The following is a 19,512-nucleotide window of genomic DNA, read 5'->3' on the forward strand; positions in this document are numbered from 1 at the left end:
CCGCCGCCCGGACAGCCGTTCTACCCGCCGCCTGTCGACCCGTATGACTCGCCGCCCGAGGCCATGCCGCCCCATGGTCAGCCCGTCCCGAGTTACCTTCCGCCGACTCAAATGCAGCCGACTCAAATGCAGCCGTTTCATATGCAGCCGGCCCAGATGCATCCGAGTCAGATGCAGCCGAATCATGGGCGGCCCGGCAGTCCTCAGCCGCGTAACGAGTCGCGGACCGTGGCGATCACCCTGGTCTCGGCGGCGATCGCGCTGACTCTCGTGATCGGTGGTGGCATCGTCTTCTACCTGGTGGGAGCGAAATTCGGGAGCACCGCACAAGGCGGGACGGTGAGTGCCGGCCCGAGCGGGACGGTGGAGGCCGAGATCAGCATCAGCGAGCCGGACACGCTCAACGGCAACGCCAAGATCGAAGCTGCGGAGCTGGCCTCGCTGACCACGGATCTGGAGAAGGAACTGGAAGGCTATCCGGGCGCGGCGAACGCGTTCGGGGCCGTCTACGGTTCTCTGGCCGACAAGAAGATGATCGCGGCTCTCGCGGCCGAGGTCGACATCGACGATCCGCAGCGGATGCTCGACACGGTGTTCCAATCGTTCAGCGGGAGTAACCAGCTCACCGGGGTCTCGCCGGCCAGCACCGGATCACTCGGTGGAGTGGCGCAGTGCGGCGGCACCGTCATCAGCGGATCGGACGTGGCGATCTGCGGGTGGGCCGATGAGGGCAGCGTCGGCATGTTCCTGTTCTTCTACGAGACCGTGGTGGACGTGAAGGGCGACTTCCCCGACATGCGAGCGGAGATCGAGACGAAGAGCTGACCGGCACGAAGCCGCCCCGAGGGACGGCTCCGCGCCGTGAAGTGCCGTGAAGTGCCGTGCCGCGCGGATCAGGCCGGGGACAGTGCCCGGATCAGGGTCTCGGTGACTGTGGTGGACGGGCCCTTCGCGGTCACCCGCAGCGAGACGTGACCGGTTCTGGTCACGGCCGCCTGGTACGTGCCGTCGGTGTTGCGGACGACCGTGGTCTGCTGCCAGGTCACGCCGTCGTCGGTGGAGACGTCGAGCCGCACCGACCGGGTGCCGGACGGTGCCGTCAGGAGCACTCCGGAGCCGGCCGGGACGATGCGGACGGTGCCGAGGGTGGGCACCGCGGCCGGGTCGGTGAAGGTCCAGTCGACAGTGGTCGCCGTGGACGTGGCGAACGCCTCCGGACGGGTCTGCTCCAGGCGCAGCCGGTAGGACGCGGGGGAGCGCGTCACCCGGAAGTCTGCCTCGCCGCCGATGCCGGACTGCGCCACCTGCTCGCCGTTGCGGAACAGGGTGGTGCTCGCGGGGACATTTCCGGTCGTACCGGCGTGCCCGTCGCTGTCGCAGTTCATCGCCACCCGGATCCGGAGCCGATCCTCGACCCAGGTGTTGCCCGCATCGGTCAGGCACGGCGCGATCACCGGATTGTTGTACGCGGCGGTGTAGCGCTTGCCGGGCTCGTACCGCCGCGGCTCTCCGACCGTCTGAACGTCCTCGTAGTTCCCCTCCTCACGCCACTCGTAAATGTTCGTGCTCCACCGGACGCCACCTGAGGTGCTGAAGTAGCGGGTCGTGGACGGATCGGTGCTCAGCGGGGCGAACGTCAGCGGAACTCCGGGAACGTGGACCCCGGCGGACAGGTAGTACGAACTGTCGGTGGCCTGCCGGCGCATCGCACCGGTCTCGACCGCGAGGTCCCGGGCACTGACGGTACCGGCGAAACCGGTCGGCACCCGGCCCTTGACCGGCCACGCCAGGTGGTAGACGCCGGATGCGGAGGTGTACGCCAGCCGGACCACCGAGAGCAGGGCGTCGCCGTCCGGACCGAGCTGGGCGCTGTTCAGCACACCGCCGTAACTGTTGACCCCGTACGAGGCCCAGCCGTTCGGGGTTCGTACGCCGAAAGCGAGGGAACCGGCCTCGAACCCGGCGGCCGCGTCGGGAACCGTGGCCGTCACCGGCTTCGCGTTGCGCGTGTCGACGGTGACATCGGTCGTCGTGGTGACCGCCAGCGACGGTTGTGCGATAGCGGTGCTGTGCCAGGTGCCGTCCTCGGCTTGCCGGAAATACTGGGTGATGATCGCGTACCGGCCGGTGGGCACCCGCAGTGACAGGTCCGCCGCCCACGGATAGTCGTAGACGGTGTCGTGCTGATACGGCGTGTCCAGACCGATGACCTGGGTGTAGTGGTCTGCGGTCGGCTGCCCGTCAAAACCCACGATGTGCAGGTCGAGGTCGGCTTTCGCGGTCTCCCGGACCACTCCGACCGGAGTCGTGACGACCTGTCCACCGGCGGTGGCGGTGAGCCGCCCGCTGTGGGCGCCACCGGTCAGCGTGGCCGCGACGGTGACCCGCGCGGTCGCGGAACCACCGGCCGGCACCGTCAGCGTGGAGGCGTTCACTGTGAACGGCGCGGTCGCCCGCAGAGATACGGTCAGCGGTTCGCTGCCGAAGTTACGGTAGGTGACGTCCTTGGCGAGTTGGTCGCCCAGGCTCAGGCTCGGCGGGTCGGCCAGCAGGGTGGTGTGCACCGCGCGGGCCACGTCGACACGGCCGGCGCCCTGAGCGAACACACCGAGGCCGTCGGCTGGCCGGGCCGCACCCATCAGAGCCGCCTTGAGCTGGTCGGGAGTCCACTCGGGATGCTTCTGGGCGAGGATGGCGGCGCTTCCGGCGACGTGCGGTGAGGCGTACGACGTGCCGTTGCCGGCGTCGTACGCCTCACTGCCGACGTCACTGCTCAGCGCGTGCACGATGTCGACACCCGGACCGGTGATCTCCGGTTTCACGGCGTCACCGTCCAGGCCCGGGCCACGGCTGGAGAACGGCGCGAGCCGGTCGTCACGGTCGACGGCACCGACGCTGAGCGCGGACGCGGCGTCAGCGGGCGAGGCGACGACGTAATCGTCACCGTTGTTCGGATCGTTGCCGTTGTTGCCCTCGTTGCCGGCGGCGACCACGAACAACGTGCCGTACCGGTCGGTCAGCTCCTCGACCGCGGTCTCCAGCGGATCGTTGCCCGGCGTGTTCGGGAAGCCGAGGCTCATGTTGACGACCTTGGCGTGCTGGGTGCCGGCGGTCCACTCCATCGCGGCGATCACCGCGGACTCGGTGACGTCCCAGTCGCCGACCTTCGCCGAGACCAGCCGCACACCCGGCGCGACACCACGGTAGCGGCCTTCGGAGGCGGCCCCGGTGCCGGCCAGGATCGAGGCGACCGCGGTGCCGTGCCCCATCAGGTCGTGCACGTCCGTGCTGGTCGGGACGCCGGTGGAGAAGTCGGTCTGCGCGGCGACGATGGGCGCCAGGTCCGGGTGGGTGGCGTCGACACCGGAGTCGATGACACCGACGGTCACCCCCGCGCCGGTCAGGCCCTCCTGCCAGGCGAGCGTGGCGCCGATCTGCTGGACGCCGTCGGCGGCGGTGAACCTCCCCTTGGCGTCGAGCCAGACCTTGCCCCGGTCGGCCCACGACTGCCAAACCCGGGCAAGATCTTTTTTGGGCGTACGTACGGCGACAGCACTGATGCTGGGCAGACTCCGCACCCGGGCACCGCTCGGCACCGCACCACCGCTGGTGATCAGCGGCAGGTCGGCGCGCCGGTCGTCATAACCGGCCGCGATCAACCCGGTCACGTCGAACAGCCGCTCGTCGAGCCGCCCGGCCCGCAACAGCGGCAGCGCGTCGGCCGGAACGACCCGGGTCCGGCCGCCGACGGTACTGGTCGCGGTGGGAATCCCGGCCCGCCCGGGCCCCGGAGTGACCCGGACGGCCCCGCCGTTGAGGGTGACCCGGTCACCGGTGATCAGCGTGACGGTCCGCGCCGTCTCCCCGCTGGTGACGGTGGCCGCGACGGCCGGGGCGCTGGCCCCCGACAGCACCAGCCCCAGCACGCCGACCGTCGCTAGTGATCTTCTTCGTAATGTGGACACACCCAGAGAGATGAATCCCGGTCGCCTTTTGTGCACACCGCCGGTGCTGAGATCCGGCTGTGCGTGATTCAGCTCGTCCACAGTGCATCCGTTGCAGGATCCCGGCAACGCACAGTCACCACCGGAGGAGCCTCATGGACGTCGGAATCCCGGAGTCACCGTCGCGCTGGGCACTCGGGGCCGCGTACGCCGTACCGCTCTGCGTCCTGCCGTCGGCGATCTGGCGCCTGTACGCCGCGACCGAAGAGGGTTCGGACACCTCCTGGTACCTGGTGTTCCTCTCCGTGCTGTCGATGGCGCTGGCCCTGTTGACGCTCGGACTGGTGCACGATTGGGGGCAGCGGGTTCCGCATTGGGTGCCCCGGTTCGGCGGGACTCCGATCCCGGCCCGCCCGGTCGTGTTCGCCGCGGTGATCGGTGGCTCGTTGCTGGTCGCCCTCTGCGTGTACGTCATCGTGAACCAGACGTTCCACCTCGTGGGCCGTGCCTGGGTCGGCATCGGCCATGAGGAACCCACCCGCGAGGCCCCCGGCTGGGACGTGATGCGGTACTACCTTCCGCTCGTCGCCTGGGGCCCTCTCGTCATCGCGGTGGCCGCCGACTACCGGCGCCGCGTCGTTTTGAGGTGCTGAGCCCGGTGCGAGATGTTCGTACCCGGGCGGGATCACCGTTTTTCCGGGAAGTTTCCGGAGTGTGAAAGACGGCTGCAGGCGAGGCTGGTGATCGATTAATGTCGATTAGCTTGGGTTGCTCGTCCTCGTTTCGGCAGCTAAGGAGTGGTGTTGCGGATGTTGCGAAGAATGATCCATGGGCTGGGTGCCCTGGTCGTGGTGCCGGCCATCCTGGTCGGGGTCGCCGGTACGGCCTCGGAAGCCGCCACCACGCTGACCGTCGCGTCCGACGGCACGGCCACCTACCGGACCGTGCAGGCGGCCGTGAACGCGGTTCCGGCGAACAACGCCAGCCGGGTCACGATCACCATCAAGGCCGGTACCTACCGGGAGAGCGTGATCATCCCGTCGAACAAGCCCTACATCACCCTGGAAGGGCTCGGCTCCAGCGCCGCCGCCACGGTGATCGTCAACAACAAGCCCGCCTCGACCGCCGGCACCACCGGGTCGGCCACGGTCTACGTGCAGGCCAAGGAGTTCTACGGCAAGAACCTGACGTTCAGCAACGACTACGACGAGGCCGCCAACGGCTCGTCGCAGGCTCTCGCGCTGGCGCTCTACGGCGACCGGGCCCGCCTGGGCAACGTGCGGGTCATCGCCGACCAGGACACCCTGCTGATCTACAACAGCGCCCGGGCGTACGTCTGGAGTTCGTACATCGAAGGCACCGTGGACTTCATCTACGGCAACGGCAGCGCGGTGTTCTACGCCTGCCAGATCTACGAGAAGCGCAGCACCGGCGGCTACCTGACCGCGGCCAACACCCCGGCCACCCAGACGTACGGCTTCCTGATCTACAAGTCGACGATCACCGGCGCGACCAGCAACGTCACCTACCTCGGCCGCCCGTGGGGTGCCGCCGGCCAGGTCACCGTCCGCGAGTCGAGCCTGAGTGCCACCATCAAGATCGCCCAGCCGTGGACCGACATGTCCGGCAACGCGTGGCAGAACGCCCGCTTCTACGAGTACAAGAACACCGGAGCCGGCGCGACGATCAACAGCAACCGCGCACAGCTGACGGACGCACAGGCGGCCAGTTACACCCCGCAGAAGTACCTGGCCGGCACCGACGGCTGGAACCCGGCCGGCTGACCGCCGGCGCTAGAGGTCAGTCGCTGGGCGCCGGGGCGACTGACCTCGCACTGCGCCGGTCGCGGAGCGTTCGGAGACCCCGGCCGGCCCCGGCGGCCAGCAGAAAGAGGAGCCCCATCAGTGCGGCGTAGTGGAATCCGAAGTAGACGATGCCGGGTTCCGCGCCGGTGCCGTGCCACTGGAGGAACACGGCGACCGGCAACGCCACCTGGGGTGACAGCGCCGCTTCGAGAATCCGGCCGACGTCACCCGGCTCGAGGTAGGCGGCTATCCCGACCGGAAGGAACACCAGGAAACCGGCCATCCACAGGTCGAAGTCCACCGACGCGGCGGATACCACCTCGCCGGTCGCGTCGTAGGTCTCGCCGCTCCCGGTCAGGACCGCCAGCGCAGCCAGTCCACCGGAACACACCAGAACACCCCACACCGGGGCTGACATGGATCTCATCCGGCCTCCCGCCAACCGTCGACCCCATGGTGGACAGTCGGCGCAAGGGTTCACGGCTCGTGAGCGGGATTGATCACCTGCAGTTCCGCCGCGTCGGCGGCTCGTAGCCAGGCTTCCACCAGGCGGGCCGCCTGTTCGATGGCCGGTGGGGACTCGACCAGGCTCACCACGAGTTCCTCCCGGGGCAGGTCGCTGAACTCCTCCGGGTACCGGGTGACCCATGAGGCCAGCACCACTCCCGGGTCTGAGGGGGCCGGGGCGTGCCGGATGACGCGCAGGGCGCGGTGGGAGTCCGGGGAGCGGGCGCTCAGGACGGGATTGCCCGGCTCGTCACCGTCGGTGCGGGGCGGCCAGGGAACCACGGTCCACGGAGTCCACCCCGGCACCGCACCCGACCGTGCCGTGAACCAGTCCCGCCAGCGTTGTTCCTCGGACACGAAGCGGGACGCTACCACCGGCCGCAGCGGGTCAGCATCGCCTCCGCCTCCGCGGTCATGTCGGCGATGACCGTGCCGGCCGCCTTGACCGCGTCGATCAGGCCGACGCCCTGGCCGGCCAGCAACGGCATCTCCTCCAGGTCGCCGGTGGTGGCGTCACGCATCGGGACCAGGTTCGTGTAGCGCAGCAGTTCGATCTCCTGACCGCCCAGTACGGTGTGGCCGATCACCGGGCGGTCGCCGCCACCGTTCGGGTGCTCCTCGATCACCCGGTTGCGCAGCACCCGCATCGGGTTGAAGTCCGGGGTCTCCGGGCCGAACAGTGCGGTGAGAACCGTGTCCGTGGCTTTGACCAGGCGATCCTTGTAACCGTCGTGAGCGCCTGACTCGTCGGTGGCGACCAGCCGCGTGCCGATCCAGACGCCGTCGGCCCCCAGCATCAGGGCGGCGGCCAGCCCGCGCCCGTCGGCGATCCCGCCGGAGGCCAGCACCAGAGCCGGGGCGACCGCGTCCACCACCAGTGGCACCAGCGCGAACGTCGGCAGCGTGCCGAAGTTGTGCCCGCCCGCTTCGAGACCCTGCGCCACGATCACGTCGATACCGTCACCGGCCGCCCGCCGAGCATCCGGCACCGAACCGACCTGCTCGAACACGCGCACCCCGGCGTCGTGCAACCGGTCGATCCATCGCCGGGACGGATGCCCCCAGTGGAACGAGGCCGCCGGTACGCCCGCCTCGCACACCACGTCGATCAGCTCGTCGGTGCTGAACGGGGTGAGCATGTTGACGTGGAACGGGCCGTCGGTGCCGGAGCGGATGGCGCCGATCGTGGCGGCCACCGCCGGTGGTGGCATCAGCCCCACGCCGAGTGATCCCATCGCCCCAGCGTTACTCACCGCCACGGCCAGTTCCGGGTTCATCCCCACGAACGCCATTCCGGCCTGCACGATCGGGGTCCGCAAGCCGTACTCGTCCGTCAATCTGGTCTTGATCTGCATGTCTCGACGGTGTCGGATCCTGGTCGCAGGGGTGTCGCCACGCGTGCGGGCGGAGTTGCATGGCGTGCGGAAGTCCGGCACCGGACAGGAGGCCGCCATGCCGCAGACCTGGTCCACCCGGGACGTCCCGGCAACAGCGCAGTTCAGCCACTGGCGCGAGTTGATCTGCCAGGCGTTCCTCGCGCTGACCCCGGAGTCGGACCTGCGCGACGGGTTCGCCGGCAGCGTCACCCAGTGGCCGCTCGGCGCACTCTCCATCGCCCGGATCGTCTCGCAGCGTCAACGGGTCGACCGCACCGAGCGCGACCTGGCGGCCGGATCCCCGCCGGGCTACTACGCCAACCTGCAGCTCGCCGGAGTGAGCACGATGCGCCAGTCCGGCCGGGTCACCACGCTGCGGCCGGGTGACGTCGCCGTCGTCGACACCACCGAACCGTTCACGTTCGAGTTCGGCGGCGACTTCCGTCAGTTGTCGTTCTTCATTCCCGGACCGCTGCTGCGCGCGCAGGTCACCGGCCGGATCGCCACCGCCACCCGGATTCCCACCACCGCCGGGGCCGGAGCGGCGTTGCGGCATCTGCTGACCGCGCTGCCCACCGGCACTCCGCGGCTGGCCCCGCACGCTGCCGGCCTGCTCGCGGTGGCCCTGTCCGAGTCGCCGGCGGTGTCGGCGCGGCGGGCGCCGCACAGTCACGCCCGCGCGGTCGCGGACATCGAAGAACATCTCACCGACGACGATCTCTCACCGTCGGCGACGGCCCGGCGACTGGAGATCTCGGTACGTTCGGTGCACGCCCTGTTCGCCGGGCGTGAGCTTACGTACAGCGCCACGGTGCGCCGTCTGCGACTGGAACGCGCCGCCCGTGACCTGTGTGATCCGGCTCGCGCGCACCTGCGGGTGGCCGATGTCGCGGCGGATGCCGGGTTCGCCGACACGGCCGGTTTCCATCGAGCGTTCCGGCGGCAGTTCGGCCGGACTCCCGCTCAACTTCGCCGTGGTTAGGCGTACCGTCGCAATATGCCCTATGTCGTTGACTTTGCGACGGTTTCGACGGTCGGTCTGGAGTCGTCACCCGTCGCGGACGCCCTGGCCGGCCTGCGGGCGAACGAGGCCCGCTATTTCAAGAACAAATACGGTCACGTCTTCACCACCGAGCCCGCCGCCGACGTCCGGTCGACAGTCGACCGGGTGCACGGCATTCTCGAATCGGAACGCGGCCTGGTCATCGCGTCCGAGCCGCTGGAGGCGACCGAATTCCAGGTCGAGAACATCAAAATGGCGTACGTGTTCTACCGGAGCGGCCTGTCCATCAACGTGATGTACCCGATCGACGACGGCGGAAAACGCGCGGTCGGCTTCAAACTCTCCGACGGCATGGAGGTCCCCGAGGAACTGGGCGCGTTCAAGTTCGCCCGCCAGAAATCCAAACTGGCCGGAACCATCCGCGGCTCCTATTTCGTCATCAAGAAGGAGCACGACGAGATGGCATGATGCCCAGGTGTCGATTCGTGCTCAGGTGGTGACCGGGTTCCCGCGGGACGGCGACCGGCCCTCGTTCGGAGAACTGGAAGCCTGGGCCGGAAAAGGCCGGGTGCGGCGGGCGGCCGCATCCGAGGTGGCGAACTGGCGGCTGTCGGAGGCGGACCGGGCGGCGCTCACCGAAAGCGGGGTGCCGCTGTTCGACGAGCTGGTCCACGGTGAATCGTTTCGGGCGATGCCGGGGATGTACCGGCTCGCCTACTACGAAGGCACTTATGTGAACTGGGACTACGGGGTGCTGCCGGGCAGTGGCGAGGTTCGGCGGTGGGAGCGGGACGGCACCTCGCAATTCGTGAACTCGTCCGTGGTTCTCTGGCTGTGTTCGCTGCAGATGGTCGGCGGCTGGTTCACGCGATCCACCGCCATTCACCACTGGGACGAGAACGGCGAGACCGAGGATCAGGCGCGGGCGGAGATCGACGACCTGCTCGGCCGGATCGGAGTCGCCGATCCGGCCGCCATCGGCGACGGCAGTCACGAGACGCATTTCTGGCCGGCCGTGCTCGACCGGTGGATGTACTGAGACGACGGGAGCGGATCGTGGAACGGCATGGGCAGGTCGTTGATGTGCGGGCGGAGAAGCGGGACGAATACGTGCGGTTGCACGCTGCGGTCTGGCCGGCCGTCGAGGAGACGTTGACGCGGTGCAACGTGCGGAACTATTCGATTTTTCTGGTGGAGAAAACGCTTTTCGCCTACTACGAGTACGTGGGGGACGACCACGACGCGGACATGGCGCGGATCGCCGCTGATCCGGTCACGCGGGAATGGTGGAAGCTGACCGATCCGTGCCAGGAGCCCTGGGGCGGCGAAACGCCGGCCGGCGAGGGCCCCTGGCACGGTCGTTTCAACATCATCTGGTGAGACCGAGGATGGTGAATGGCCTGGTCATGTCGCGGTTGGCCCAGCGGGTGGCTTCGGTGATGTCGGTGCGGCCTGCCAGGCGTAGGGCGTTGATGGCGAGGTTGCGTAGCGATGCGAGGACGCGGGGTCCGGAGCGGGTGCGGACGTGGGAGTGGTCCTCGCGGTAGCAGGTGTCCCTGATGAAGTGCAGGGTTTCGATGGCCCAGTGGCCGCGGTTGAACGCGGCCAGTTCGGCGGGTCCGGCTTGGTCGGCGGGGTGGCTGGTGACGCCGAGTTGTGCGGCTGCGGACTGTTTGCCGTTGCTGTGGGTGACGTAGCGTTCGATCAGCCAGACCTGTTTGACGTGCGGGAACGGCAGGCCGGGTGGAGTGGGTAGGACCCGGATGGTGCGGCGGGTGGTGCGGCCGTGCCCGGTGTCAGTGCTCTCGTGGCCGATCGGAGTGTCGGTCCAGGGCAGGGCGTCGAGGGCGTCGAACAGGGCGTGCCGGTTCTCTTTGACCGGTAGGACGAAGTGGCCACCCTGCTGGTGGATGAGTTCGGCGGTGGCTTTGACGGTGTGCAGGGCGTCGGCGGTGACCGTGACGTCGCGTAGGTCGAGAGACTCGAGCAGGGCACGGGCGGTGGCCGGTTCGCGGGTCTTGGCGCCGTCGGTCGGCGCTTGGGCGATGACGACGGCCGCTGATCCCTGGTGCGGTGGGCCGGCCAGAGCGGACAGCAGGTGCAGTTGTTCACCGTCGATGTCGACGGCGCCGCGGACGGTCTTGCCGTCCAGGCGCACCTGGATCGGGGTGTCGGTGCTGGTGGCGGTCTGCTGGGTGGTGGTCCACTCGGCGATCACCGCGTCCAGGACATCGGTGTCGGTGTCGGTGCAGACCCGCCAGAGTGTCGAGCGTGATGGCCGCCCTGCCGGGCGGGCTTCGGCCCGCGTGTACAGGCCGTCGAGGATGTGGCAGGGCACGTCGGCGACCCAGCCGCTCATCGCGCTGTAGCCCTTCAAACCGGCTACCGTGGCCGCCGCGACCAGCGCGAGCACGACCGCGACCGGATGATCACGGCCCTGGTCCGAACGGCCGTCAGAAACGGCGAGGAACAACTCCAGCAGACCGTGACACGAAGGCGTGAACGAGGCCTCGCCGACGGTCGCCGACGATGCTGGATCGGTGGTGGGGATGACAGACTGCGGCACGACGAAGCTCCGTTTGAACCAGTTCCGTGGAAAGACCTGGTCTCAACGGAGCTTCGTCCATATCCGACACGCTGAAGCCGCCACCATCACTCACCGCAACTATCGATCTTGAAACGGCCGTGGGGCCCCTGGCGGGAGGCTAACGAGGTGTGGCACCTCGACTGACGGCTATCGCCACGTGTCGGTGAGTGTCAGCGTGCACGCGCTGCCGGTGTTCACCGTGCGGTTCTCGCCGGATTCCCAACTGATCGTGGTGCCGTTCTTCTTCACGTACTTGTACTGCACCGTCGTGTTCGCCGGCAGGCTGACCGCGCCTTTCCACACCGGGTAGGAAGCCGACGACAACGCGACGCCACCGGACGTGGACCAGTTGCTCAGGGCGCTCTGGTCGCCGAGGACGAAGACGTTCTCGCCCCATGCGGTGGTGACTTCGGCGTCGAACTGGACCGCGACGGTCGTACAGGCGCCGCTGTCTTTTCTGCTGTTGACGTCGATGGCGACGGCACTGCCGGCCGGAATGGTGACCGGCGCCTTTCCGCCGGTGACGGTGACCGTGGTGGCGCAGTCGGTGACGCGGTCGCAGTAGACGCCGTCGGTCAGGCCGGTGGGGTAGGTGGCGGTGGACGCGCTGCCGGAGGCGTTGATGCCGGCCCAGCCGAGGGTGCCGCGGCGGAAACCGATCACGTTCTTCGCGGTGGCGGTGAAATCGGCGACGGTGGTCGCGGCTTTCACCGTGTTGCGCCAGGCGACCAGACCTTTGATACCGGTCGACTGGGTCAGGCACTGCCAGGCGCCGGTGCCGCAGACGGTGTCGCTCACCATTCCGGTGGCGTCGGCCGGTGGTGATTGGCCGGTGTTGTCGTCGGAGAAGGTGAAACCGTCGTAGAGGAACGGCTTTCCTTGCGGGTACGCCAGCAGAAAGTAATTGGCGAGGGTGTAGGTGACGCCGTCCTGATAGCGCAGGGTGCTCTTGTCGCGTTCGGTGTCGTGATTGGCGACCATGGCCGCGGTTTTCGCGCTCGGCAGGTCGAGGCTCCAGCCGGGAATGCCACCGAGTTCGTTCAGGGTGCCGTCGGTGAAATGGTTGTGCAGCGCGTCGGCGTAGGAGAAGCCGAGCACGTCGCCGTTGGCGGTGAACGCGGACGGCGCCAGGGTTCCGGTGCCGCCGGCCGTCACTTCCTGGGCGATGTACGGAGCCTTGCCCTCGGCGGTGGTGGTGTTCAGCCCGGCCACGATCGCGGCGAAGTCGGCCTGGGCGATGTGTTTGGCGGCGTCCACCCGGAACCCGTCGACACCCAGTCCGACCAGGTCGTTGAGGTACCCGGTGATCTTCCCGCGTACCGCGCCGCTTTCGGTCTTGAGGTCGGACAGACCGGACAGCTCGCAGTTCTGGACCTCGGCGCGGTCGTTCCAGCTGTCGATCTGGCCGTCCTCGTCGTTGCAGGTCCCGTCACCGGCGTGGTGGAAGTCGGCAGTGGTGTACGGGACGGCCGGGTAGCCGAAGCCCTTCGGGTCGAAGGTGCTGCCGGCGTACCCGCTGGTGTGGGTGTTGTTGCTGCCCGCGGTGTGGTTGACGACCGCGTCGACGTAGACGCGGACACCGGCGTCGTGGCAGCTCTGCACCATGCCGGCGAACTGCTCCCGGTTGCCGAGGCGGCTGTCGATCCGGTACGAGACCGGCTGGTACACCTCCCACCAGGGGTGCGCGCCGACCGGGCTGGTGGGCAGGCTGACCGACTCCTGGGGCGGGGCGACCTGCACGGCGCCGTACCCGGCCGGGCCGAGCTGCCCGGTGCACGCCGCGGCGACGGAACGCCAGTTCCAGGACCACAGGTTCGCGGTGACGTCGCTGTCGTTGAGGCGTACGGCGGCGTCGGCCTGCTGGGTGAGCACGATCGCGGTGGCGCCACCGGCGGCCATCAGTACGACGGTGCTGACCCGGGTCACGGCTACTCGCAGTCTTCGGTTCATCAGTCTCGCGGCTCCCGGTCGAGTGACGTGAATACCCGGGTGAGGCTGCCTGGCCAGCTCTTTCGCGTCAACGGTGGTGGTGCGGCCGGGCAGGGGACCGGACGGCCAATGCTGTACGCAGCGTCATCGCAAGATCGACTCACTGCCAGAATTTGTCGGATAAGCCGGATTCGTTCAGTGGTAAACATCTCTTACAGTCGGTCCCGGTCGGTGGACAGGCCCAGAGCTATTGCGTTCTCGCGGCGCGGGGTGTTTGAACAGGGATTTCGTGGGGTGGGTGGCCTCTGTGGAAGCGGGTGAAGCGGGTGAAGTCTCCAAGGTGATCATGGAGTTCTCGACGTTTCAAGATGGGGTGCAGGGTGGTGGCTCGGTCGAGCAGTTTATTGCCGATCGCGTTGTCGCTGACGCCGGCGGCGGGTGGCCCAGGACCTTGCCGGCCATGGCGGAGCCCAGGACGGGCGCTGGCCCTGTCGTTCGCGGCGGACAACGACGTGCGCACCTCAACGCCCAGTCGTTTTAGTTCACCGCTCGCAGCTTGGTCTGCTGGAAGATGAGCGAGCGCAGCGTCTCCTCGGCGTGCGCGTCCGCCGGGGTGATGACGGAAAGGCGTTGTTCGGAACCGTCCTGGACGGCCAGCACGTCGTAGCGCAAGGTCATGACGCCCACGGCCGGGTGCAGGACGCGTTTGGTGCCGTTCGTGCGTTCCTGCACGGTCTGATCGTCCCACCAGGCCGCGAAGTCACTGCTCGTGCGGCGCAGGTCGGCGACCAGACTCAGGAGGCGCGGGTCGTCCGGATGTCGGGCCAGGTTGGCGCGCAGGTTGCCGACGTGCTCGCGGGCGATCCGATCCCAGTCCAGCTGGAAGTCGCGGGCGCCGGGGTCGAGGAACAGTGGTTCCGCCGTGTTCGTCCCCACCGCGAAGCCGGGACCGAACAGGGCCACCGCCGCCGCGTTGTGCGCGAGCACATCGAACCGGAAGTCAAGGATCCAGGCCGGAGTCGCCGGCATGCTCCGCAGCAGCGTCCGCAACGACTGACTCGCCGGCGCCGGCACATGCCGGGCAGGCGGGGCCTCGCCCCGCGCGATCAGGTGCAGATGGTGACGTTCCGCTTCGGACAGCTTCAGCGCCTGAGCCAACGCGTCCAGCACAGCCGCGCCGGGTATGCCGACACGGCCCTGCTCGAGGCGGATGTACCAGTCGATGCTGACAGCGGCGAGCTGCGCGACCTCCTGGCGCCGCAGCCCCGGCGTGCGGCGTTGACCCAGCTTTGGCAAGCCCACCTCCTCCGGTCGTACGCGCTCTCGCATCGCTCGCAGGAAAGCTGATAGTTCGGGCCGGTTTGCAGCTCGGGGAGCGGGCATGATCCCAGCTTGCGGCACCGCGTCGCCACACGTCATCGGTTGAAGGTGGCACCCCGGGCACCAGGATGCTGAAGATCTCCCTGCCCGTTGTCGCAGATCGCAGTCTTTCAGGTGTCCGCAGCACACCACTCGCTCCGCTTGGAGAACCACCATGAACCCGTTTGCCCGTCTCCCCGAAGTGTCCAGCTTCGAGCTGAAGAGCTCCGCGGCCGCAGACAACGAGGCTCTGCCGCTGGCCCAGCACTCCGGCGCCTTCGGCATCCCCGGCGGCCAGGACATCTCCCCCGACCTGACCTGGTCCGGCGCACCCGAGGGCACCAAGAGCTTCGCGGTGACCGTCTTCGACGCCGACGCGCCGTCGATGTCCGGCTTCTGGCACTGGGCCGTCTTCAATCTCCCCGCCACCGTGACCACCCTGCCCGCCGGGGCCGGTGACGCCGTCGGTTCGGGGCTGCCGCAGGGCGCGATCCAGCTGCCCAACGATGCACGCCTGCCGCAGTACATCGGCGCGGCACCGCCCGCCGGACACGGCGAGCACCGCTACTTCATCACCGTGCACGCCCTCGACGTCGAGGACCTCGGAGTGCCCGCCGAGGGCACCCCGGCGTACCTGAACTTCACCATGGCCAGCCACATCCTCGGTCGCGCCACCATCGTGGCCACCGCCGAGACCCCCGCTTCCTGAACGAGGACACCATGACCTTCCGAACCCTCCGGGGCACCGCTGTCGCCATCGCTGCCGGTGTCCTGTTCGCCGGCCCTGCGCAGGCCGCGTCGATGCCGATCTCGAAGCCCACGGTCACGGCCCACTTCGACCTGACCGCCGGCCAGACGCCGGAGAACATCGCCCTGGACCGCAACGGCAGCGTCGACGTCACCTTCGCCCTCAGCCACCAGATCGCCCGCATCTCGGCCACCGGCCGGACCACGGTGCTGGCCACCCTCCCCGCGCCCGCCGACGCGAGCGCCGTGGCCCCCGTCATCGGTTTCTCACTGGTGACCGGGCTGGTGCGCGATGGCAACCGCTTCTACGTCGCCTACGCCACCGGCAGCAAGGCCGAAACCGGCATTTGGACCTTCACCGAGGACAACCGGATTCCCGTCAAATTGGCTGACCTGCCGGCCGACGGCGCCCCCAACGGCCTGACGATCAACCCCGCCACCGGCATCCTGTACGCCACCGACCCGGTCAAGGGCGCGGTCTACAGCGTGCCCACCCGGGGCCGCCAGCGCGGGTACGCAACCGTCCTGAGCAGCGCCGCCGTCCTGCGCCCGGTCACCTACCTCGGCGTCAACGGCGCCAAGGTCCGCGGCGAGCACCTGTACGTGACGAACCTTGACAAGGGCACCATCCTGCGTACCACCCTCACCGGCAGGAAGGCGGGCACGTTCGAGACCGTCGCGACCGGTCTGACCGGCATCGACGACTTCACCTTCACCGGCAACGGCACCCAGCTGCTGGCCGCGATCAACCCGGCGAACAAGGTCGTCCTGGTCACCCCGGCCAGGGGCCGAGCCGCGAAAGTCACGACCGTGCTGACCGCAACCGACGGTCTGTCCAACCCCACCTCGGTCGCCGTCCGCGGACACCAGGCGTACGTGACCAGCGCCGCCTACTCGACGCTGAACGACCCCAACCTGCTGACCTCCCGAATCGCCAACCACTGATCGCGAAGGCCGGCCCGGGAACCGGGCCGGCCTCAGCACCCCGAGGAGGTAATGCAATGAGAACCAACTGGAACGCGGCGGCCGGCTGGTGACCCTGGACGCTCCCGACGCCACGTCGGAGGCCTTGCTGACGGTGCTCGCCCGGTGGCGTTGAAGCCGTCGGTCGTGCGGATTCCGGCCGATCAGCCGTCCCGGTCGTGCGCCGACCGCACGTAGAGTGCCCGGGTGATATCGGAAATGTCTGGCCAGAAGGGTCGGCTCAACACGATGGCTGCGGTTTTCGGGTTGCAGCTTGCGGTTGCCGGGCTGCTTCTGGTCCTGGTTCTGGTGGACGTGATCGGCGGGCTGCGCTTCCGGCCGCTACTCGGTGACGAGTGGGCGGCCGTCCAGTTCGTGACCGGCGGGTCGAAGCTGGGCTTCGCCGTATTGCTGGCGGTGGCCGCGTTCGGTCTGCGGCGTGGCAGCCGGATCGCTTACGGGCTGAGTCTGGCCGGACTGGGAGTTGCTTTGCTCGGTGTATCGCTGTCCGTATTCGGGTTCGGCAGCACATATCAGTCGTTCTCCTTCTTCTCGTACGCGAACGACTCCGGCGGCTCGGCCGAACAGTTCGTTTCCTGGATGTCGCTGTCGGGCACGGTGAGTGGCGTTGCGGGTCTCCTCGCACTGATCCTCGCCACGGCGGCCTTCGGGTTGCTCGTGGCCGGGAGAGCGGCGGTCGCCCGATGAGCGGGCTGGATCGGCGGCAGGTGCTGGGGATGCTGTCGCTGGCCGTACCGGCGATCGGTCTTGCTCCGGAGGCCGCGCAAGCGGCTGTCAAATGGGGTGGGCCGGTGCCGTTCCGGCCGGGGAAAGCGATGCTCGGGTCCTATCTCTCACTGCGCGGGCGGACGTTCACCGAGAGTCTGGCGTTACGCCGTAAACAGCTCGGGCGGGAACAGCGGATCATCAACCGCTACTACCCGTGGTCGGGGTATGCGCCGGTCAGCGAGCCGGAAGTGCCGTCGGACGCGGTGCTGATGGTGTCCTGGCACGGCACCACCTACCAGCGGATAACCAGCGGGAAATCCGATAAGAACATCGCTCTGATGGCCACCCGGCTGGCCGGCATGAAACGGCCGATCATGCTGCGCTGGGGCTGGGAGATGAACGGGAACTGGTTCGACTGGGACGGCACCCACAACGGCAAGAAGCCCGCCGGGTACGTCAAGTCGTGGCGGCGCATGCACCGGATCTTCCGGGAGAACGGTGCCACCAATGTCGCCTGGGTGTGGGGACCGAATTGGAATTCCGGCCCGGACGTGGCGTGGAACAAGTTCCAGCGTTACTACCCGGGGGATTCCTACGTCGATTGGGTGGGCGTCTCCGGCTACAACTTCTCGAAGGAGTCACCGAAGACGCTGTTCACCCCGATCGTGTCGGCCTACGGCAAACGTAAACCGATCGTGCTGGCCGAGACCGCCGCCATCAGCCACGGCCGGAACAGCAAAGCGCCATGGATCAAAAAGCTCTCCGCGTACGTGGCGGCGACGCCGTCGATCGGTGCGGTGGTCTGGTTCGACACCGACAATCAGAAAGGCACGTCCCGCGACTTCCGCCCGGACAGTGACGCCGAAGCCCTGGCCGCTTACCGGTCGATGGTGCGCAGAACCCGGTTCTCCGGCTGAGCCGTGGCCAGCAGCGCCGGAAGCTCCGCCATGTCGGCGAACGTGTAGGTGGCCCCGGCGTCCAGCATCACCTGCGGCGCCTGGTGAGCCGGGCTGTCCGCCGGGCAGTACCCGAACACCGTGGCCCCGGCGGCCACCCCGGCCCGGACACCGGTCGGGGTGTCCTCGACGACCGCGGCCCGAGCCGGGTCGATGCCGAGAGCAGCCGCCGCGGCCAGGTAGACGTCCGGGGCGGGCTTGCTGCGCGGCGTCTCCATGCCGCTGAAGATCTTCCCGGCGAACACGTCGTCGAGCCCGACCTTGGTGAGCTGCAACTCGATCTTGGGACGGTCGGCGCCGCTCGCGCAGGCCAGCATCCCACCGGTGAGCCCGTCGATCGCCCGGACCGCGGCGACGGCACCCGGAATCGGCAGCAGATCGCGGGTGAGCGCCACGTTGCGGCGGGCACGGAACTCGGCGATCCACTCGTCGGTCACGGTGAACCCGGTGTGCGACGCGATCAGGGCGCTCTCGTCCTTCACCGCCCGCCCGACGAACAGCCGGAAACAGTCCTCCACCGACACCTGCCAGCCCAGTTCGAGCAGCATCTCCCGGAGCACAGTGTTGGTGATGCGCTCGGAGTCGACGAGGACCCCGTCACAATCGAAGAGCACGGCGTCGTACGTATCCAGCATGCCGGTGACCCTAACCAGAGGCCAGGTCACCGGCCATGACCGGGCGCACATCACCCCCTGATCTTGTCCAGTTCGGCGAGGTCGTCCGGGGCCAGTGCCAGGCCCGCACCGGCGATGTTCGCGTGCAGATGCGCCGATGACTTGGTGCCCGGGATCAGCAGGATGTTCGGCGACCGCCGCAACAGCCAGGCCAGCGCGACCGACATCGGCGTCGACTCCAGCCGTGCGGCCACCGCGTCCAGGGCCGACGACTGCAACGGGCTGAACCCGCCCAGCGGGAAGAACGGCACATAGGCGATGTCGTCGGCGGCGAGTTCGTCGATCAGGGTGTCGTCGGAGCGGTGCGCCAGGTTGTACATGTTCTGCACGCACACGATCGGTGCAATCGCCCGGGCCTCGGCCACCTGCTCGGCGGTCGCGTTACTCACCCCGAGATGCCGGATCAGCCCTTGCCGCTGCAGTTCCACGAGTGTCCCGAACGCCTCGGCAACCGGCTCCGCTCGCGGCCCTTCCGCGTTCCCGAGCCGCAGGTTGACCAGGTCGAGGACGTCCAGCCCGAGCCGGTCCAGGTTCTCCCGCACCTGCCGGCGCAGGCTCTCCGGATCCCGGGCGGTCGGCCAGCCACCCTGCGCGTCGCGGTTCGCGCCGACTTTGGTGACGATCCGGAGATTCTGCTGGTACGGGTACAGAGCCTCCCGAATGAGCTGGTTGGTGACGTACGGCCCGTACGCGTCCGAGGTGTCGATGTGTGTGATGCCCGACTCGACGACGTCGCGGAGCACAGCGAGCGCCCCGTCGTGGTCGGCGGGTGGCCCCATCACCCAGGGGCCGGCGAGCTGCATGGCCCCGTAACCGAACCGCGTGACGTCGAGATCGCCCAACGTCCAGGTGCCACCAGGAAGAGAAGTCATGGCTTTACTATCGGCAGGTAACTTCCTGCTGGGAAGTAGGCACCTCGGAGTGCGTAAGATA

Annotated in this window: 20 protein-coding genes; 11 read left to right on the forward strand and 9 right to left on the reverse strand. The window is 68.4% G+C overall.

Annotated elements, in window-relative coordinates; all coding sequences use genetic code 11:
- The first annotated feature begins 228 nt into the window (after window positions 1-228).
- A complete protein-coding gene (locus tag BLU81_RS03800; RefSeq protein ID WP_157751195.1) occupies window positions 229-825 on the forward strand; it encodes a hypothetical protein in 597 nt (198 codons plus the stop codon).
- 68 nt (window positions 826-893) lie between these two features.
- Here BLU81_RS03800 and BLU81_RS03805 read toward each other — a convergent pair whose 3' ends face one another.
- Window positions 894-3,926 (reverse strand): S8 family peptidase, encoded by a 3,033-nt coding sequence (locus tag BLU81_RS03805; protein ID WP_157751197.1) that lies wholly within the window; start codon window positions 3,924-3,926, stop codon window positions 894-896.
- 173 nt (window positions 3,927-4,099) lie between these two features.
- Here BLU81_RS03805 and BLU81_RS03810 point away from each other — a divergent pair, with 173 nt between their 5' ends.
- Both BLU81_RS03810 and BLU81_RS03815 read left to right on the forward strand, forming a co-directional pair.
- Complete coding sequence (locus BLU81_RS03810) at window positions 4,100-4,597, forward strand: hypothetical protein (RefSeq protein ID WP_092541635.1); 498 nt, start codon at window positions 4,100-4,102, stop codon at window positions 4,595-4,597.
- A 156-nt stretch (window positions 4,598-4,753) separates the two neighbouring features.
- Window positions 4,754-5,728 carry a pectinesterase family protein gene (locus BLU81_RS03815; RefSeq protein ID WP_092556562.1) on the forward strand — a complete coding sequence of 325 codons (975 nt, stop codon included), beginning with the start codon at window positions 4,754-4,756 and terminating at the stop codon, window positions 5,726-5,728.
- Between the two features lie 16 nt (window positions 5,729-5,744).
- Here BLU81_RS03815 and BLU81_RS03820 read toward each other — a convergent pair whose 3' ends face one another.
- Genes BLU81_RS03820 through BLU81_RS03830 form a run of 3 tightly spaced genes read right to left on the reverse strand, consistent with a single transcriptional unit; the run spans window position 5,745 to window position 7,611 of the window.
- Window positions 5,745-6,176, reverse strand: a complete 432-nt coding sequence (locus tag BLU81_RS03820; RefSeq protein WP_157751199.1) for a hypothetical protein — start codon at window positions 6,174-6,176, stop codon at window positions 5,745-5,747.
- Window positions 6,177-6,226: 50 nt separating this feature from the next.
- The gene (locus BLU81_RS03825) at window positions 6,227-6,613 is read right to left on the reverse strand and encodes a hypothetical protein (RefSeq protein ID WP_157751201.1); all 387 of its coding nucleotides are present in this window, start codon (window positions 6,611-6,613) and stop codon (window positions 6,227-6,229) included.
- A gap of 11 nt (window positions 6,614-6,624) precedes the next feature.
- Window positions 6,625-7,611 (reverse strand): NAD(P)H-dependent flavin oxidoreductase, encoded by a 987-nt coding sequence (locus tag BLU81_RS03830; protein WP_092541641.1) that lies wholly within the window; start codon window positions 7,609-7,611, stop codon window positions 6,625-6,627.
- A gap of 97 nt (window positions 7,612-7,708) precedes the next feature.
- Between BLU81_RS03830 and BLU81_RS03835 the strand changes: the two genes are divergently transcribed.
- The 4 genes from BLU81_RS03835 to BLU81_RS03850 are packed head-to-tail and all read left to right on the forward strand — an operon-like array spanning window position 7,709 to window position 10,015.
- Complete coding sequence (locus BLU81_RS03835) at window positions 7,709-8,614, forward strand: AraC-like ligand-binding domain-containing protein (RefSeq protein ID WP_172890488.1); 906 nt, start codon at window positions 7,709-7,711, stop codon at window positions 8,612-8,614.
- A 15-nt stretch (window positions 8,615-8,629) separates the two neighbouring features.
- The gene (locus tag BLU81_RS03840) at window positions 8,630-9,103 is read left to right on the forward strand and encodes a phage tail protein (protein ID WP_092541645.1); all 474 of its coding nucleotides are present in this window, start codon (window positions 8,630-8,632) and stop codon (window positions 9,101-9,103) included.
- A 7-nt stretch (window positions 9,104-9,110) separates the two neighbouring features.
- On the forward strand, window positions 9,111-9,674 hold the full coding sequence (locus BLU81_RS03845; RefSeq protein WP_157751203.1) for an SUKH-4 family immunity protein: 564 nt from the start codon (window positions 9,111-9,113) through the stop codon (window positions 9,672-9,674).
- A 17-nt stretch (window positions 9,675-9,691) separates the two neighbouring features.
- Window positions 9,692-10,015: an L-rhamnose mutarotase gene (locus BLU81_RS03850; protein ID WP_172890489.1), complete on the forward strand. Its 324-nt coding sequence runs from the start codon at window positions 9,692-9,694 to the stop codon at window positions 10,013-10,015.
- Here the strand turns inward: BLU81_RS03850 and BLU81_RS03855 are convergent.
- The 3 genes from BLU81_RS03855 to BLU81_RS03870 form a co-directional block, all read right to left on the reverse strand.
- Entirely contained in the window at window positions 10,005-11,201 is a 1,197-nt protein-coding gene (locus tag BLU81_RS03855; RefSeq protein WP_092541649.1) for an ISAs1 family transposase, read from the reverse strand. The genes BLU81_RS03850 and BLU81_RS03855 overlap by 11 nt on opposite strands.
- A 168-nt stretch (window positions 11,202-11,369) precedes the next feature.
- Window positions 11,370-13,172: a carbohydrate-binding module family 20 domain-containing protein gene (locus BLU81_RS03860; protein WP_092541651.1), complete on the reverse strand. Its 1,803-nt coding sequence runs from the start codon at window positions 13,170-13,172 to the stop codon at window positions 11,370-11,372.
- Window positions 13,173-13,688: 516 nt separating this feature from the next.
- Window positions 13,689-14,570, reverse strand: a complete 882-nt coding sequence (locus BLU81_RS03870; RefSeq protein WP_331717478.1) for a helix-turn-helix transcriptional regulator — start codon at window positions 14,568-14,570, stop codon at window positions 13,689-13,691.
- Between the two features lie 115 nt (window positions 14,571-14,685).
- Between BLU81_RS03870 and BLU81_RS03875 the strand changes: the two genes are divergently transcribed.
- From BLU81_RS03875 to BLU81_RS03890, 4 genes are all read left to right on the forward strand, one after another.
- Window positions 14,686-15,219, forward strand: a complete 534-nt coding sequence (locus tag BLU81_RS03875) for a YbhB/YbcL family Raf kinase inhibitor-like protein (RefSeq protein ID WP_092541657.1) — start codon at window positions 14,686-14,688, stop codon at window positions 15,217-15,219.
- Between the two features lie 11 nt (window positions 15,220-15,230).
- A complete protein-coding gene (locus BLU81_RS03880) occupies window positions 15,231-16,202 on the forward strand; it encodes a hypothetical protein (RefSeq protein ID WP_092541659.1) in 972 nt (323 codons plus the stop codon).
- 267 nt (window positions 16,203-16,469) lie between these two features.
- Window positions 16,470-16,928 carry a hypothetical protein gene (locus BLU81_RS03885; RefSeq protein ID WP_157751205.1) on the forward strand — a complete coding sequence of 153 codons (459 nt, stop codon included), beginning with the start codon at window positions 16,470-16,472 and terminating at the stop codon, window positions 16,926-16,928.
- On the forward strand, window positions 16,925-17,866 hold the full coding sequence (locus BLU81_RS03890; RefSeq protein WP_092541663.1) for a glycoside hydrolase family 26 protein: 942 nt from the start codon (window positions 16,925-16,927) through the stop codon (window positions 17,864-17,866). Before BLU81_RS03885 ends, BLU81_RS03890 begins: the two co-directional genes overlap by 4 nt.
- Here the strand turns inward: BLU81_RS03890 and BLU81_RS03895 are convergent.
- Together BLU81_RS03895 and BLU81_RS03900 are read right to left on the reverse strand one after the other, a co-directional pair.
- Window positions 17,827-18,540, reverse strand: coding sequence for an HAD family hydrolase (locus BLU81_RS03895; RefSeq protein WP_092541665.1), 714 nt, complete (start codon window positions 18,538-18,540; stop codon window positions 17,827-17,829). The genes BLU81_RS03890 and BLU81_RS03895 overlap by 40 nt on opposite strands.
- A gap of 50 nt (window positions 18,541-18,590) precedes the next feature.
- Complete coding sequence (locus BLU81_RS03900; protein WP_092541667.1) at window positions 18,591-19,451, reverse strand: aldo/keto reductase family oxidoreductase; 861 nt, start codon at window positions 19,449-19,451, stop codon at window positions 18,591-18,593.
- Window positions 19,452-19,512 lie beyond the last annotated feature (61 nt).

Origin of the sequence: Actinoplanes derwentensis (assembly GCF_900104725.1) — a bacterium.
Taxonomy (GTDB): domain Bacteria; phylum Actinomycetota; class Actinomycetes; order Mycobacteriales; family Micromonosporaceae; genus Actinoplanes; species Actinoplanes derwentensis.

Coding starts and splice junctions, on each gene's coding strand:
- BLU81_RS03810 (WP_092541635.1), top strand. CDS start 4,100: ATGGACGTCGGAATCCCGGAGTCACCGTCGCGCTGGGCACTCGGGGCC.
- BLU81_RS03815 (WP_092556562.1), top strand. CDS start 4,754: ATGTTGCGAAGAATGATCCATGGGCTGGGTGCCCTGGTCGTGGTGCCG.
- BLU81_RS03820 (WP_157751199.1), bottom strand. CDS start 6,176: ATGAGATCCATGTCAGCCCCGGTGTGGGGTGTTCTGGTGTGTTCCGGT.
- BLU81_RS03830 (WP_092541641.1), bottom strand. CDS start 7,611: ATGCAGATCAAGACCAGATTGACGGACGAGTACGGCTTGCGGACCCCG.
- BLU81_RS03835 (WP_172890488.1), top strand. CDS start 7,709: ATGCCGCAGACCTGGTCCACCCGGGACGTCCCGGCAACAGCGCAGTTC.
- BLU81_RS03840 (WP_092541645.1), top strand. CDS start 8,630: ATGCCCTATGTCGTTGACTTTGCGACGGTTTCGACGGTCGGTCTGGAG.
- BLU81_RS03860 (WP_092541651.1), bottom strand. CDS start 13,172: ATGAACCGAAGACTGCGAGTAGCCGTGACCCGGGTCAGCACCGTCGTA.
- BLU81_RS03870 (WP_331717478.1), bottom strand. CDS start 14,570: ATGACGTGTGGCGACGCGGTGCCGCAAGCTGGGATCATGCCCGCTCCC.
- BLU81_RS03875 (WP_092541657.1), top strand. CDS start 14,686: ATGAACCCGTTTGCCCGTCTCCCCGAAGTGTCCAGCTTCGAGCTGAAG.
- BLU81_RS03880 (WP_092541659.1), top strand. CDS start 15,231: ATGACCTTCCGAACCCTCCGGGGCACCGCTGTCGCCATCGCTGCCGGT.
- BLU81_RS03885 (WP_157751205.1), top strand. CDS start 16,470: ATGGCTGCGGTTTTCGGGTTGCAGCTTGCGGTTGCCGGGCTGCTTCTG.
- BLU81_RS03890 (WP_092541663.1), top strand. CDS start 16,925: ATGAGCGGGCTGGATCGGCGGCAGGTGCTGGGGATGCTGTCGCTGGCC.
- BLU81_RS03895 (WP_092541665.1), bottom strand. CDS start 18,540: ATGCTGGATACGTACGACGCCGTGCTCTTCGATTGTGACGGGGTCCTC.
- BLU81_RS03900 (WP_092541667.1), bottom strand. CDS start 19,451: ATGACTTCTCTTCCTGGTGGCACCTGGACGTTGGGCGATCTCGACGTC.